Here is a 15,575-nt window from a genome sequence, read left to right on the forward strand (position 1 = left end):
GAGTGTCTCTAATCGCTTCCGACCACTTCCGCATCATTGTCGGCCTCGGCAAGAGCGGCATGTCCCTGGTTCGCTTCCTCGCGAACCGGGGCGTGTCGTTTGCCGTGGCTGACACGCGGGAGAATCCGCCGGAACTGGCGACCTTGCGTCGGGACTATCCTCAGGTCGAAGTGCGCTGCGGCGAGCTGGACGTTGAATTTCTCTGCCGCGCCGACGAGCTCTACGTGAGCCCCGGTCTGGCCCTGGCGACGCCTGCGTTGCAGCAAGCCGCTGCACGCGGCGTGAAACTGTCTGGCGATATCGAGCTGTTCGCGCGTCACGCCAAAGCACCGATCATCGCGATTACCGGTTCCAACGCGAAAAGCACCGTCACCACCCTGGTGGGCGAGATGGCTGTGGCGGCAGGCAAGCGCGTCGCCGTCGGCGGCAATCTCGGCACCCCAGCGCTGGATCTGCTCAGCGACGACGTCGAGTTGTACGTGATGGAGCTGTCGAGCTTCCAGCTGGAAACCACTGATCAGCTCGGCGCCGAAGTGGCGACCGTGTTGAACATCAGCGAAGACCACATGGACCGTTACAGCGGCCTGCCGGCTTATCACCTCGCCAAGCACCGGGTGTTCCGTGGCGCGCGGCAAGTGGTGGTCAATCGTCAGGACGTGTTGACCCGTCCGTTGATTGGCGAAGGCTTGCCATGCTGGACCTTCGGTCTGAACACACCTGATTTCCATGGCTTCGGTCTGCGCGAAGAGAATGGCGAGAAATACCTCGCGTTCCAGTTCGAGCTGTTGATGCCGGTACGCGAACTGAAAATTCGCGGCGCTCACAACCAGTCCAATGCCTTGGCGGCATTGGCGTTGGGGCATGCAGTCGGCTTGCCGATGGACGCGATGCTGAGCAGCCTGCGCACCTTCGGCGGCCTGGAACATCGCTGCCAGTGGGTTCGCGAACGTGAAGGCGTCAACTATTACAACGATTCCAAGGCCACCAACGTCGGCGCTGCCCTTGCGGCGATTGAAGGCCTCGGCGCGGATATCAGCGGCAAGCTGGTGCTGATTGCCGGTGGCGATGGCAAAGGTGCTGATTTCAGCGGCCTCGCTGCACCGATAGCTGCAAATTGCCGCGCTGTTGTTTTGCTGGGCCGCGATGCCGAACTGATCGCCCGAGTGCTGGGCGATAGCGTGCCGCTGATTCGTGCCCAATCGCTGGATGAAACCGTGCAGCGCTGCGCAGAAACCGCACAGCCCGGCGATGCCGTGTTGCTGTCGCCGGCCTGCGCCAGCTTTGACATGTTCAAGAATTACGAAGAGCGCGGTCAGCTGTTCGCGCAAGCCGTGAGGGACTTGTCATGATCTTTGGCGTAATCAAGCCGTATCCGTCGCCACTGATCAGTGGCCGTGGCATCGATGTCGACTTCCCGATGCTGGCCGGTTGCCTGGCACTGCTGGGCCTCGGTCTGGTGATGATCACCTCGGCTTCGTCCGAAGTGGCCGCAGTGCAGTCCGGCAACACCCTGTACATGATGACCCGCCACTTGATCTACATGATCATCGGCATCGGTGCCTGCGGCGTGACCATGATGATTCCGGTCGCCACCTGGCAACGTCTGGGCTGGCTGATGCTGCTTGGCGCGTTTGGCTTGCTGGTGATGGTGCTGATACCTGGGGTCGGGCGCGAGGTGAACGGTTCGATGCGCTGGATTGGCTTCGGCGCGTTCAACGTGCAGCCATCGGAAATTGCCAAGCTGTTCGTGGTGATCTTCCTCGCGGGCTATCTGATTCGTCGGCAGACCGAAGTGCGTGAAAGCTGGATGGGCTTCTTTAAGCCGTTCATCGTTTTGCTGCCGATGGCCGGCCTGTTGCTTATGGAACCGGACTTCGGTGCCACCGTGGTGATGATGGGGGCTGCGGCCGCCATGTTGTTCCTCGGCGGCGTCGGCCTGTTCCGCTTCAGTCTGATGGTGGCGCTGGCGGTGGGTGCGGTGTTCGTGCTCGTCCAGGCGCAGCCGTATCGTATGGCGCGTCTGATTACCTTCACCGACCCGTGGTCCGATCAGTTCGGCTCCGGCTACCAGTTGACCCAGGCGCTGATTGCCTTTGGTCGCGGCGAATGGCTGGGCGTAGGTCTGGGCAACAGCGTGCAGAAGCAGTTCTATCTGCCGGAAGCGCACACTGACTTCGTATTTTCCGTGCTGGCCGAAGAGCTGGGCGTGGTTGGCTCGCTGCTGACCGTCGGCCTGTTTCTGTTTGTCAGCATCCGGGCGATGTACATCGGCATGTGGGCCGAGCGCGCCAAGCAGTTCTTCGGTGCCTACGTGGCTTACGGCCTGGCGTTCCTGTGGATCGGCCAGATCCTGATCAATATCGGCGTGAACGTCGGCCTGCTGCCAACCAAAGGTCTGACCTTGCCGTTCCTCAGTTATGGCGGCAGCTCGCTGGTGATCTGCTGTGCGAGTCTGGGCTTGCTGCTGCGCATCGAGTGGGAGTCGCGCAACAACATGGGCAGCGAAGAAGCCGAGTTCAACGAGAGCGACTTCGCCGAGGAGCCGCCCCATGGACGCTAACGTGCTGATCATGGCCGGCGGAACCGGCGGACATGTGTTCCCGGCGTTGGCTTGCGCCCGTGAGTTCCAGGCGCGCGGCTATAAAGTGCATTGGCTCGGTACGCCGCGTGGCATCGAGAACGAACTCGTGCCGCAGGCCGGTTTCGCCCTGCACCTGATCAACGTGACCGGCCTGCGCGGCAAAGGCCGTTTGTCCTTGCTCAAGGCGCCATTGATGCTGATCAAGGCCTTGTTGCAGGCGCGCAAGATCGTGCGTGAGCTCAAACCTGTGTGCGTGGTGGGTTTCGGCGGTTATGTCACCGGTCCCGGCGGTCTCGCAGCAGCGCTGGCCAAAGTGCCGTTGATCGTTCACGAGCAGAACGCCGTGGCCGGCACCGCCAATCGCAGTCTGGCGTCGTTTGCCAGCCGCTTGTGCGAAGCGTTTCCGAATACCTTTCCCGCGTCCAGCAAACGTCGCACCACCGGCAATCCGGTGCGCGTCGAGCTGTTCCTGGAAACCCCGCGTCAGGCCTTGGCTGGGCGCCGTGCGCGTTTGCTGGTGCTGGGCGGCAGCCTGGGCGCCGAGCCGCTGAACAAATTGTTACCCGAGGCGCTGGCGCAAGTGCCTGCGGATGTGCGGCCCGAGGTGTTTCACCAGGCTGGCAAGAATCACGATGAAATCACCGCAGAGCGCTATCGCACTGCCGGTGTCGAGGCGCAAGTAGCGCCGTTCATTCAGGACATGGCTCAAGCGTATAGCTGGGCCGACCTGGTGGTCTGTCGCGCAGGCGCGCTGACCATCAGTGAACTGGCGGCGGCCGGACTGCCGTCGCTACTGGTGCCGTTGCCCCATGCGATCGACGACCACCAGTCCCGTAACGCCGACTATTTGGCCCTCGAAGGCGCTGCCTTCGTGATGCCACAAGCGACAACTGGTGTAGCCGAGATGGCGGCGCGCCTGAAAGAGGTTCTGATGCAACCCGAACAACTGAACAACATGGCGCGTACCGCTCGCCGACTGGCCAAGCCTGACGCAACCAACACCGTGGTCGATATCTGTCTGGAGGTGGCTCATGGTTGAAAATAAACGCGCGATGCCACAGCCGGAAATGCGCCGCATCCGTCGCATCCACTTCGTCGGGATTGGCGGCGTGGGCATGTGCGGGATCGCCGAGGTGTTGCTGAACCTGGGTTATGACGTCTCCGGCTCCGACCTCAAGTCGTCCCCGGTTACCGAACGCCTTGAATCGTTCGGCGCGCATATCTTTATTGGCCACCGTGCCGAAAACACCGTGGGCGCTGACGTGCTTGTGGTATCGAGTGCCGTCAACACCTCCAACCCGGAAGTGGCGACAGCCCTTGAGCGTCGCATTCCTGTGGTGCCGCGCGCCGAGATGCTCGCCGAGCTGATGCGTTATCGCCACGGCATCGCGGTCGCCGGTACTCACGGCAAGACCACCACCACCAGCCTGATCGCCTCGGTGTTCGCGGCCGGTGGCCTGGACCCGACGTTCGTTATCGGCGGCCGGTTGAACGCTGCCGGCACCAACGCCCAGTTGGGCACCAGCCGTTACCTGATCGCTGAAGCCGACGAAAGCGATGCGAGCTTCCTGCACCTGCAGCCGCTGGTTGCCGTGGTCACCAACATCGACGCCGATCACATGGCGACCTACGAAGGCGACTTCAACAAACTGAAGAAGACCTTCGTCGAGTTCCTGCATAACCTGCCGTTCTACGGTCTGGCGGTGGTGTGCATCGATGATCCGGTGGTGCGGGAAATCCTGCCGCTGGTCAAGCGTCCGACCCTGACTTACGGCTTCAGCGAAACCGCCGACGTGCGCGCCATCAATGTGCGTCAGGACGGCATGCTGACGTTCTTCACCGTGCTGCGTCGCGATCATGAGCCGCTGGATGTTTCGGTCAACATGCCGGGCAACCACAACGTGCTCAACTCGCTCGCAACCATTGCCATCGCCACCGACGAAGGCGTCAGCGATGAAGCCATCGTCCAGGGCCTGTCGGGCTTCCAGGGCGTGGGTCGGCGCTTCCAGGTATACGGCGAACTGCCGGTCGAGGGCGGCAACGTCATGCTGGTCGATGACTACGGCCACCACCCGCGTGAAGTCGCCGCAGTGATCAACGCCGTGCGCGGCGGCTGGCCAGATCGTCGACTGGTCATGGTTTACCAGCCGCATCGCTTCAGCCGCACCCGCGACCTGTACGACGATTTTGTCCAGGTGCTGACCGAGGCCAACGTCCTGTTGCTGATGGAAGTCTATCCGGCTGGCGAAGAACCCATTCCGGGTGCGGACAGCCGCAACCTGTGTCACAGCATCCGTCAACGCGGCCAGCTGGATCCGATCTACATCGAGCGTGGCGTTGAACTGGCGCCGCTGGTCAAGCCGCTGCTGCGTCCGGGCGACATCCTGCTTTGCCAGGGCGCCGGTGACATTGGCGGCCTTGCTCCGCAACTGCTGCGCAGCCCACTGTTCGTCGGTGCGGTCGTTGCGTCCACTGAAGGGAAGCTGAAATGACGGCCCTGACGCAATCGACACTGTTCAGCACGCTGGAGCCGAAAACCTTCGGCCGTGTCGCCGTGCTGTTCGGTGGCAAGAGCGCTGAGCGTGAAGTTTCGCTGAAGTCCGGTCAGGCGGTGCTGCATGCCCTGCAAAGCGCAGGCGTCGATGCGTTCGGCATCGATGTCGGCGACGATTTCCTGCAGCGTCTGGTCAGCGAGAAAATTGATCGCGCCTTCATTGTCCTGCACGGCCGTGGCGGCGAAGACGGCACCATGCAAGGTCTGCTGGAGTGTCTGGAAATCCCTTACACCGGCAGCGGTGTACTGGCTTCGGCACTGGCGATGGACAAGCTGCGCACCAAGCAGGTCTGGCAGAGCCTGGGCCTGCCGACGCCGCTGCATGCAGTACTGGGCAGCGAAGCGGATTGTATTTCAGCGGTCACGGAACTGGGCCTGCCTTTGATCGTCAAACCGGCTCATGAAGGTTCCAGTATCGGTATGGCCAAGGTGACCAGCGTCGACGAATTGATCGCCGCATGGAAATCCGCCAGCACCTACGATTCGCAAGTTTTGGTCGAGCAATGGATTCAAGGTCCGGAGTTCACCATCGCTACGCTGCGTGGCCAGGTTTTACCGCCGATTGGGCTGGGCACGCCGCACACTTTCTATGATTACGATGCCAAGTACATCGCGGACGATACGCAGTATCGGATCCCGTGCGGTCTCGAAGAAAGCAAGGAACAGGAACTCAAGCAACTGACAGCGCGTGCTTGCGAAGCCGTGGGCATTGCCGGCTGGGCGCGTACCGATGTGATGCAGGATGTGAACGGCAAGTTCTGGCTGCTGGAAGTCAATACCGTGCCGGGCATGACCGATCACAGTCTGGTGCCGATGGCTGCACGCGCGGCAGGTCTGGATTTCCAGCAACTGGTGTTGGCGATTCTCGCTGACAGTGTCCAGGCGCGAGGTTAAGCCATGAACGCGACGGCACGTCATCAGCCTCCAGCTCCCGGCCGCAAGCCGGTGCCGCGTGGTGCCAGTCGCATGGTGGCCAAGGAACCGCTGTCGGTGCGTCTGCCGAAAGCGAATTTCGGTTTTCTCAAGGTGCTGTTCTGGCCGGTGATGCTGGTGGTCCTGGGCTTTGGTACGTATGAGGCAGCGCAACGCTTGCTGCCTTATGCCGACCGGCCGATCACCAGGATCAACGTTCAGGGCGACCTGAGCTACATCAGTCAGCAGGCGGTGCAGCAGCGGATCGCGCCTTACGTGGCGGCGAGCTTCTTCACCATTGATCTGGCCGGCATGCGTTCGGAACTGGAACAGATGCCCTGGATCGCTCACGCCGAAGTGCGTCGCGTCTGGCCGGATCAAGTAGTGATCCGCCTTGAAGAACAGCTGCCGGTGGCGCGCTGGGGTGATGAAGCCTTGCTCAATAACCAGGGCCAGGCCTTTACCCCGCGCGAGCTGGCCAATTACGAACACCTTCCGCAGTTGTTTGGCCCGCAGCGGGCTCAACAGCAGGTGATGCAGCAGTACCAGGTTTTGAGTCAGATGTTGCGCCCGATGGGTTTCTCCATCGTCAGGCTGGAATTACGTGAACGTGGCAGCTGGTTTTTGACCACGGGCGCGGGCAGTGCCGGTCCCGGTATCGAGTTGTTGCTGGGACGCGACCACCTGGTGGAAAAAATGCGCCGCTTTATCGCCATTTACGAAAAAACGCTCAAAGAGCAGATCACGAATATTGCGCGCATCGACCTGCGCTATTCCAACGGCCTCGCCGTCGGATGGCGCGAGCCGGTAGCGACTCCGACGGACAAACCCGCCGTCGCGAAGAATTGATAAGAGGCAGGACCATGGCAAACGTGCAAAGCGGCAAAATGATCGTTGGCTTGGATATCGGTACCTCCAAGGTGGTGGCACTGGTAGGCGAAGTCGCGGCCGATGGCACGCTGGAAATCGTCGGTATCGGTACCCATCCGTCCCGCGGCCTGAAGAAAGGCGTGGTGGTGAATATCGAATCCACCGTGCAGTCGATCCAGCGCGCAGTGGAAGAGGCCCAGCTGATGGCCGGCTGCCGTATTCACTCGGCATTCGTCGGCGTGGCCGGCAGTCATATCCGCAGCCTGAATTCCCACGGCATCGTGGCGATTCGCGACCGTGAAGTCAGCTCTGCGGATCTGGAGCGAGTGCTCGACGCTGCCCAGGCCGTGGCGATTCCTGCCGACCAGCGCGTGCTGCACACCTTGCCGCAGGACTACGTGATCGATAACCAGGAAGGCGTCCGTGAGCCACTGGGTATGTCGGGCGTACGTCTGGAAGCCAAGGTCCACGTGGTGACCTGCGCCGTGAACGCTGCGCAGAACATCGAAAAATGCGTGCGTCGCTGCGGTCTGGAAATCGACGACATCATTCTGGAGCAACTGGCTTCGGCGTACTCGGTACTCACCGATGACGAGAAAGAGCTGGGCGTGTGCCTGGTGGACATCGGCGGCGGTACTTCCGATGTCGCGATCTTTACCGAAGGCGCGATTCGTCACACTGCCGTGATCCCGATTGCCGGCGATCAGGTGACCAACGACATCGCCATGGCGCTGCGCACACCGACGCAATACGCCGAAGAAATCAAGATTCGCTACGCCTGCGCCCTGGCCAAACTGGCTGGCGCTGGCGAGACCATCAAAGTGCCAAGCGTGGGCGATCGTCCACCGCGCGAACTGTCTCGTCAGGCACTGGCTGAAGTGGTCGAACCCCGCTACGACGAGCTGTTCACCCTGATTCAGGCTGAACTGCGTCGCAGCGGCTACGAAGATCTGATCCCGGCCGGCATCGTGCTGACCGGTGGTACCTCGAAGATGGAAGGCGCGGTCGAACTGGCCGAGGAAATCTTCCACATGCCGGTGCGCCTTGGCGTCCCGCATAGCGTCAAAGGGCTCGCCGATGTTGTGCGAAACCCCATTTATTCCACTGGTGTCGGGTTGTTGCTGTACGGGCTGCAAAAGCAGTCTGACGGTATTTCGCTTTCCGGCATCAGCAGTAGCGGTAATGGCTACGGAGATGAACCTAAGGCTCCAGTGCTTGAACGTATCAAGCGCTGGGTGCAGGGCAATTTCTAGGTTTCAAAAGCGGTAATGGCAGGCAGTGGGCACCAGGCACAAAACTAGAGAATGAAAGGAGAGGGAAAATGTTCGAACTCGTAGACAACGTCCCGCAAAGCCCGGTAATCAAAGTTATCGGCGTCGGCGGTGGTGGCGGCAACGCTGTCAACCACATGGTCAAGAGCAACATCGAAGGCGTGGAATTCATCTGCGCCAACACCGATGCTCAGGCACTTAAAAACATTGGTGCGCGTACCATCCTGCAACTGGGGACGGGCGTGACCAAAGGGCTCGGCGCTGGCGCCAACCCTGAAGTCGGCCGTCAGGCTGCACTGGAAGATCGTGAGCGCATTGCAGAAGTTCTGCAGGGCACCAACATGGTCTTCATCACCACGGGCATGGGCGGCGGTACCGGTACCGGTGCAGCGCCGATCATCGCTGAAGTGGCCAAGGAAATGGGCATCCTGACCGTTGCGGTCGTGACGCGTCCGTTCCCGTTCGAAGGCCGCAAGCGCATGCAGATCGCCGATGAAGGCATCCGCATGTTGTCCGAAAGCGTCGACTCGTTGATCACCATTCCCAACGAGAAGCTGCTGACCATCCTCGGTAAGGACGCCAGCCTGCTGTCGGCTTTCGCCAAGGCTGACGATGTACTGGCCGGTGCCGTTCGCGGTATCTCCGACATCATCAAGCGTCCGGGCATGATCAACGTCGACTTTGCCGACGTACGTACCGTGATGAGCGAAATGGGTATGGCGATGATGGGCACTGGCTGCGCCAGCGGTCCGAACCGTGCACGTGAAGCGACCGAAGCAGCCATTCGCAACCCGCTGCTCGAAGACGTGAACCTGCAAGGCGCACGCGGCATTCTGGTCAACATCACTGCCGGTCCTGACCTGTCTCTGGGTGAGTACTCGGACGTGGGTAGCATCATCGAAGCGTTCGCTTCCGAGCACGCCATGGTCAAGGTCGGTACTGTTATCGATCCGGACATGCGTGACGAGTTGCACGTGACTGTGGTTGCCACCGGCCTGGGCGCGAAAATCGAGAAGCCGATGAAGGTGATCGACAACACCCTGCAGACCACTCAGCAAGCCTCGGCTCAGCCTTCTGCGCGTCAGGAACTGCCGTCGGTGAACTACCGTGATCTGGACCGTCCTACCGTGATGCGCAATCAGGCTCACGCAGGCGCAACCGCAGCGGCGAAGATGAATCCGAACGATGACCTGGATTACCTGGACATCCCGGCTTTCCTGCGTCGTCAGGCTGATTGATGAAATGTATCAGGGGTATTAGGGTGATTGGTGTTCAGCAAAGGCCGGGTCTGCTATTATCGCCAGCCTTTGTTGATACCAGTTCGCAACTTGCGCTGAAGCGGCCAATGCCATGATTAAACAACGCACCCTGAAAAATATCATCCGTGCCACAGGCGTCGGCCTGCACTCGGGGGAAAAGGTTTACCTGACTCTCAAGCCTGCTCCTGTGAATACCGGTATCGTGTTTGTCCGTGCTGACCTCGATCCCGTCGTGCAGATTGCTGCGCGGGCGGAAAATGTCGGTGACACCACCCTGTCGACCACTCTGGTCAAAGGTGATGTCAAAGTCGACACGGTAGAACATTTGCTCTCGGCCATGGCTGGCCTGGGCATCGATAACGCCTACGTCGAACTCTCTGCCTCCGAAGTTCCAATCATGGACGGCAGCGCGGGACCCTTCGTATTCCTGATTCAATCGGCTGGCCTGGAAGAACAGGACGCGCCGAAGAAATTCATCCGTATCCTGCGTGAAGTGTCAGTGGAAGAGGGCGGTAAACGCGCTACTTTCGTGCCTTTTGAAGGATTCAAGGTCAGTTTCGAGATCGATTTTGATCACCCCGTCTTTCGCGACCGCACCCAAAGTGCAAGCGTGGACTTTTCCAGCACTTCCTTCGTAAAAGAAGTCAGCCGTGCCCGGACCTTCGGGTTCATGAGTGATATCGAGTACCTGCGCAAGCACAACCTCGCACTCGGCGGCAGTGTGGAAAATGCCATCGTGGTCGACAAGGATGGCGTACTGAACGAAGACGGCCTGCGGTACGAGGACGAATTCGTCAAACACAAGATTTTAGATGCAATCGGCGATCTCTACCTGCTGGGCAATAGCCTGATTGGTGAGTTCCGCGGCTTCAAATCGGGGCATGCTCTGAACAATCGTCTTTTACGCACGTTGATCGAGCAAAAAGATGCCTGGGAAGTCGTGACTTTCGAAGATGCCAGCACTGCACCGATTTCTTACATGCGTCCTGTAGCGGCCGTGTAAGGTCAGTTTTACTCTCTTTCCTTTTATTTTTTAAAGGCTGCCTTCGGGTGGCCTTTTTTTATGTTTAAAACCAGCCTATCGACCACCGGTAGGAGGGGACTTGTCCCCGAATGCGATTTGACGGTCAAGGAGATTATCCAGGTGTAATCGTTGCCTGAGGCTCTGCCTTCGGGGACAAGTCCCCTCCTGCAGGTTCCTTGAAGAGCCGGGCGTCACTCTTTCGGCTTGGCATGCGCCGCCAACCGCTCCAGTGCTGCGCGCAGCTTTGGATCGGCGATGCCGTCGGCGGTGGCCTGGATGCTTTCGGCGGCCACGGTGGACAAGTCCATCGTATGCCCGGCAGCGCCTTGAGGGACGGTCGGTGGCTGGACCTTGAACAAAATGCGCGTGAGGCTGGCGAACTCATCGAATGCGACCAGTTGTCGCTGCAAGCGCTTCTGTTGATAACGCAGACGAGTGGCCCAGTGACCGTCGGTGACGATCAATAACAGGCTGCCTTCACGCCACGACGCCACATGGCAATGCTCGCGCGCAGCCGGTTGCAGCTGGCTTTCCAGCAGCCGTTGCAGATGGCCAAGACGCTGAGCGTGATGAAATATGGCTTTGAGCGGCTTCGCTTCGCGCAGCAAGACAGCCGGTGCCCGAGCCGTGAGGGGACGAAATGCCATGGAGATGCAACCTTGGGTGACAAGGCCGCCATGTTAGCAGAAATGCTTCTTCCCACCGCGTTCAGGGCGCTTTCGCGGCTTTTATATGCAAAATCAACGAGTAACTTCTGTTTAACTTCTGCCATTGATGGGTTGAAGTCCGGGAAAAAGCCCCTATCTAGAAACAGCCCCGTCACAGCGCTGTGCCAGCATCGTGGAATAACGCCACTTTCCTCACCACCGTTTCCGGGTAGAATGCTCGTTCGCATGCGGCCATAAGGGCTGCACGGGCGACTCACGGGGCCGCCCTCCATCCCTATGTGTGGAAGATCCTGTCGATATGTTTGCGCCTTTGTTAAAAAAACTTTTTGGAAGCAAGAACGAGCGTGAAGTCAAACGCATGCTCAAGACGGTGCAACTCGTCAATGCCTTCGAAGAGCAAATGGTGGCCCTTTCGGACGAGCAATTGCGTGCCAAGACCGAAGAGTTCAAGGCCCGCTTAGCCAAAGGTGAGACCCTCGATAAGCTCCTTCCTGAAGCTTTCGCAGTGGCTCGTGAAGCCGGCAAGCGCGTCATGGGCATGCGCCACTTCGATGTGCAGCTCATCGGTGGCATGACCCTGCACGAAGGCATGATTGCCGAAATGCGTACCGGTGAAGGCAAGACCCTGGTGGGTACGCTGGCGGTATACCTCAATGCGCTGTCCGGCAAGGGCGTGCACGTGGTTACCGTGAACGACTACCTGGCACGTCGAGATGCCAACTGGATGCGCCCGCTGTACGAATTCCTCGGTCTGAGCGTAGGCATCGTCACGCCTTTCCAGCCGCCTGAAGAAAAGCGTGCCGCTTACGCCGCCGACATCACTTACGGCACCAACAACGAATTCGGTTTCGATTACCTGCGCGACAACATGGCTTTCAGCATGGAAGACAAGTTCCAGCGCGAGCTGAACTTCTCGGTCATCGACGAAGTGGACTCGATCCTCATCGACGAAGCCCGTACGCCGCTGATCATCTCCGGCCAGGCCGAAGACAGCTCCAAGCTGTACACCGAAATCAACCGTCTGATCCCGCAGCTCGAGCAACACATCGAGGAAGTGGAAGGCGAAGTCACCAAGGCTGGCCACTACACCGTTGACGAGAAAACCCGTCAGGTCGAGCTCAACGAAGCCGGTCACCAGTTCATCGAAGAAATGCTCACCGAAGTCGGCCTGCTGGCCGTCGGTGAAAGCCTGTACTCGGCACACAACCTGGGTCTGCTGACTCACGTTTATGCCGGTCTGCGTGCGCATAAACTGTTCCATCGCAACGTGGAATACATCGTCCAGGACGGTCAGATCCTGTTGGTCGACGAGCACACCGGCCGTACCATGCCCGGTCGTCGCCTGTCCGAAGGCCTGCACCAGGCCATCGAAGCCAAGGAAAACCTGAACATTCAGGCCGAGAGCCAGACCCTGGCGTCGACCACGTTCCAGAACTACTTCCGTCTGTACAACAAACTGTCCGGCATGACCGGTACAGCCGACACCGAAGCGTTCGAATTCCACCAGATCTACACCTTGTCCGTCGTGGTCATCCCGCCGAACAAGCCGCTGGCGCGTAAAGACTTCAACGACCTGGTCTACCTGACCGCGGAAGAGAAGTACGCCGCGATCGTTACCGACATCAAGGCCTGCATGGCCGAGAATCGTCCGGTGCTGGTCGGTACCGCGACCATCGAAACTTCCGAACACATGTCGAGCTTGCTCAACAAGGAAGGCATCGAGCACAAGGTTCTGAACGCCAAGTTCCACGAAAAAGAAGCCGAGATCATTGCCCAGGCCGGTCGTCCGGGTGCGCTGACCATCGCCACCAACATGGCCGGTCGCGGTACCGACATCCTGTTGGGCGGTAACTGGGAAGTGGAAGTCGCTGCCCTGGAAAATCCAAGCCCGGAGCAGATCGCGCAGATCAAGGCCGACTGGCAGAAACGCCATCAGCAAGTGATCGAAGCGGGCGGCCTGCACGTGATCGCCTCCGAGCGTCACGAATCGCGTCGTATCGACAATCAGTTGCGGGGTCGTGCCGGTCGTCAGGGTGACACCGGTTCCAGCCGTTTCTACCTGTCCCTGGAAGACAGCCTGATGCGCATCTTCGCCTCTGATCGGGTGAAGAACTTCATGAAGGCTCTGGGCATGCAGTCCGGCGAAGCGATCGAGCACCGCATGGTGACCAACGCTATCGAAAAGGCGCAGCGCAAGGTTGAAGGTCGCAACTTCGATATTCGTAAGCAACTGCTTGAGTTCGACGACGTTTCCAACGAGCAGCGTAAAGTGATCTACCACATGCGTAACAGCCTGCTGGCTGCGACGAACATTGGTGACACCATCGCCGACTTCCGCCAGGACGTCCTCAACAGCCTGATCAGCCAGCACATTCCGCCGCAATCCCTGCCTGAACAGTGGGATGTCGCCGGTCTGGAGGCTGCGCTGGACAGCGATTTCGGCGTGAAACTGCCGGTTCAGCAATGGCTGGACGAAGACGATCACCTGCACGAAGAAACCCTGCGCGCGAAGATGCTCGAAGAACTGCTTTCTGCGTACAACGAGAAAGAAGAGCAGGCCAGTGCTGAAGCGCTGCGCTCCTTCGAGAAGCAGATTCTGCTGCGCGTGATAGACGATTTGTGGAAAGACCACCTGTCGACCATGGATCACCTGCGTCACGGCATCCATTTGCGCGGCTACGCCCAGAAGAACCCGAAACAGGAATACAAGCGCGAGTCGTTTACCCTGTTCCAGGAACTGCTGGACTCGATCAAGCGCGACACCATTCGTGTGCTGTCCCACGTCCAGGTTCGTCGCGAAGATCCGGAAGAAGAAGAGGCCCGCCTGCGTCGCGATGCCGAAGAGCTGGCGCAACGCATGCAGTTCGAACACGCCGAGGCACCGGGGCTGGATCAGCCGGAAGCATTGGTTGAAGAGGACGCAGGTGTCGCCGTCGCCACCTTGCCGGTTCGTAACGACCAGAAGCAGGGTCGTAACGAGTTGTGCTGGTGTGGTTCGGGCAAGAAATACAAACATTGTCACGGCCAGATCAACTGATTCCAGTGATCTGAACCCGTAATGCCAACGCCGCGACCGGCTCAGCCGTCGCGGCGTTTTTCAATCGATTGCCGTACCGATGCGGGCGGCGCAGAACTCTTTCAAGGAGCGCACCTCATGGCTGTTGGTCTTGGTCCTTTGCCGACATTGCACCCGGTTCCCGGTTTTGAACTGGGCATTTCCTCGGCCGGCATCAAGCGTCCGGGGCGCAAGGATGTCGTGGTCATGCGCTGTGCCGAAGGCTCCAGCGTTGCCGGTGTCTTCACCCTCAACGCGTTTTGCGCGGCTCCGGTCATTCTCGCCAAACAGCGCGCCCAGGGTGCTGTGCGTTATCTGTTGACCAACACCGGCAACGCCAACGCCGGCACCGGCGAGCCAGGCCTGGTCAATGCGGCGCGCACCTGCGCCAGGCTTGCCGAGCTGACCGGTGTCGATGCCAACGCAGTGCTGCCATTCTCCACCGGTGTGATCGGTGAGCCGCTGCCAGTGGAAAAAATCGAAGGCGCGCTGCAAGCCGCCCTCGATGATCTGTCTGTGGACAACTGGGCCGCGGCGGCGACCGGCATCATGACCACCGACACGCTGCCCAAGGGCGCGAGCCGCCAGTTCCAGATCGACGGCGTGACCGTCACAGTGACCGGCATCAGCAAGGGCGCAGGCATGATTCGGCCGAACATGGCGACCATGCTGGGTTACATCGCCACTGACGCCAAGGTTGCGCAAAGCGTATTGCAGGACCTGATCCGCGACGGCGCCAACAAGTCGTTCAATCGCATCACCATCGATGGCGATACCTCGACCAATGACTGCTGCATGCTGATCGCTACCGGTCAGGCTGATTTGCCGGAAGTCACCGAAGCCCGGGGCCCGCTGTTCGATGCGCTGAAAACAGCCGTATTCGACGTGTGCATGGAAGTCGCCCAGGCCATCGTGCGTGACGGCGAAGGCGCGACCAAGTTCGTGACCGTTGAAGTCAATGGCGGCGGCAATCATCAAGAGTGTCTGGATGTCGGTTATGCCGTGGCGCATTCGCCGCTGATCAAGACCGCGTTGTTCGCTTCCGACCCGAACTGGGGCCGCATTCTGGCGGCAGTGGGCCGTGCTGGCGTGCCGGATCTGGATGTCAGCAAGATCGACGTGTTCCTTGGTTCGGTGTGCATCGCCAGCAAAGGCTGCCGCGCGACCACTTACACCGAGGAGCAAGGTTCGGCGGTAATGGCCGAGGCCGAAATCACCATCCGCATCGAGCTGGGTCGCGGTCAGTGCAGCGAAACCATCTGGACCACCGACCTGTCCCACGAATACGTGAAAATCAACGCGGAATACCGCACTTAAGTTGTTGATGGTCTGATCCGCCTGGATCCTTGTGGGACCGGCTTTAGCCGGGAAAGCGGCATTG

The 15,575-nt window shown here is 59.8% G+C and carries 12 protein-coding genes; 11 read left to right on the forward strand and 1 reads right to left on the reverse strand.

Translation table 11 applies throughout. The features are described from left to right. Window positions 1-2: 2 nt before the first annotated feature. The 9 genes from murD (at window position 3) to lpxC (ending at window position 10,450) form a co-directional block, all read left to right on the forward strand. Entirely contained in the window at window positions 3-1,349 is a 1,347-nt protein-coding gene (murD, locus tag CFII64_RS21545; RefSeq protein WP_020292964.1) for a UDP-N-acetylmuramoyl-L-alanine--D-glutamate ligase, read from the forward strand. Beyond that, a complete protein-coding gene (ftsW, locus tag CFII64_RS21550; protein WP_020292965.1) occupies window positions 1,346-2,560 on the forward strand; it encodes a putative lipid II flippase FtsW in 1,215 nt (404 codons plus the stop codon). The genes murD and ftsW overlap by 4 nt, the downstream gene beginning before the upstream one ends. Next, window positions 2,550-3,620, forward strand: coding sequence for an undecaprenyldiphospho-muramoylpentapeptide beta-N-acetylglucosaminyltransferase (gene murG / locus CFII64_RS21555; RefSeq protein ID WP_020292966.1), 1,071 nt, complete (start codon window positions 2,550-2,552; stop codon window positions 3,618-3,620). The genes ftsW and murG overlap by 11 nt, the downstream gene beginning before the upstream one ends. Then, on the forward strand, window positions 3,613-5,073 hold the full coding sequence (gene murC / locus CFII64_RS21560; RefSeq protein WP_020292967.1) for a UDP-N-acetylmuramate--L-alanine ligase: 1,461 nt from the start codon (window positions 3,613-3,615) through the stop codon (window positions 5,071-5,073). The genes murG and murC overlap by 8 nt, the downstream gene beginning before the upstream one ends. Further along, a complete protein-coding gene (locus CFII64_RS21565; protein WP_020292968.1) occupies window positions 5,070-6,029 on the forward strand; it encodes a D-alanine--D-alanine ligase in 960 nt (319 codons plus the stop codon). Before murC ends, CFII64_RS21565 begins: the two co-directional genes overlap by 4 nt. Window positions 6,030-6,032: 3 nt before the next feature. Further along, the gene (locus CFII64_RS21570) at window positions 6,033-6,896 is read left to right on the forward strand and encodes a cell division protein FtsQ/DivIB (protein ID WP_020292969.1); all 864 of its coding nucleotides are present in this window, start codon (window positions 6,033-6,035) and stop codon (window positions 6,894-6,896) included. A gap of 14 nt (window positions 6,897-6,910) precedes the next feature. Further along, entirely contained in the window at window positions 6,911-8,170 is a 1,260-nt protein-coding gene (gene ftsA / locus CFII64_RS21575) for a cell division protein FtsA (protein ID WP_020292970.1), read from the forward strand. A 68-nt stretch (window positions 8,171-8,238) separates the two neighbouring features. Then, on the forward strand, window positions 8,239-9,426 hold the full coding sequence (gene ftsZ, locus CFII64_RS21580; RefSeq protein WP_020292971.1) for a cell division protein FtsZ: 1,188 nt from the start codon (window positions 8,239-8,241) through the stop codon (window positions 9,424-9,426). Between the two features lie 112 nt (window positions 9,427-9,538). Further along, entirely contained in the window at window positions 9,539-10,450 is a 912-nt protein-coding gene (gene lpxC / locus CFII64_RS21585) for a UDP-3-O-acyl-N-acetylglucosamine deacetylase (protein ID WP_020292972.1), read from the forward strand. Between the two features lie 212 nt (window positions 10,451-10,662). Here the strand turns inward: lpxC and CFII64_RS21590 are convergent, their stop codons facing one another. After that, complete coding sequence (locus CFII64_RS21590; protein ID WP_020292973.1) at window positions 10,663-11,118, reverse strand: DUF721 domain-containing protein; 456 nt, start codon at window positions 11,116-11,118, stop codon at window positions 10,663-10,665. A gap of 319 nt (window positions 11,119-11,437) precedes the next feature. On the opposite strand from CFII64_RS21590, the gene secA reads away from it, so the two are divergent. Both secA and argJ read left to right on the forward strand, forming a co-directional pair. Further along, window positions 11,438-14,176 carry a preprotein translocase subunit SecA gene (secA, locus tag CFII64_RS21595; RefSeq protein ID WP_020292974.1) on the forward strand — a complete coding sequence of 913 codons (2,739 nt, stop codon included), beginning with the start codon at window positions 11,438-11,440 and terminating at the stop codon, window positions 14,174-14,176. Window positions 14,177-14,293: 117 nt separating this feature from the next. Beyond that, on the forward strand, window positions 14,294-15,511 hold the full coding sequence (argJ, locus tag CFII64_RS21600) for a bifunctional glutamate N-acetyltransferase/amino-acid acetyltransferase ArgJ (RefSeq protein ID WP_020292975.1): 1,218 nt from the start codon (window positions 14,294-14,296) through the stop codon (window positions 15,509-15,511). Window positions 15,512-15,575 lie beyond the last annotated feature (64 nt).

Origin of the sequence: Pseudomonas sp. CFII64 (assembly GCF_000416235.1) — a bacterium.
GTDB lineage: Bacteria > Pseudomonadota > Gammaproteobacteria > Pseudomonadales > Pseudomonadaceae > Aquipseudomonas.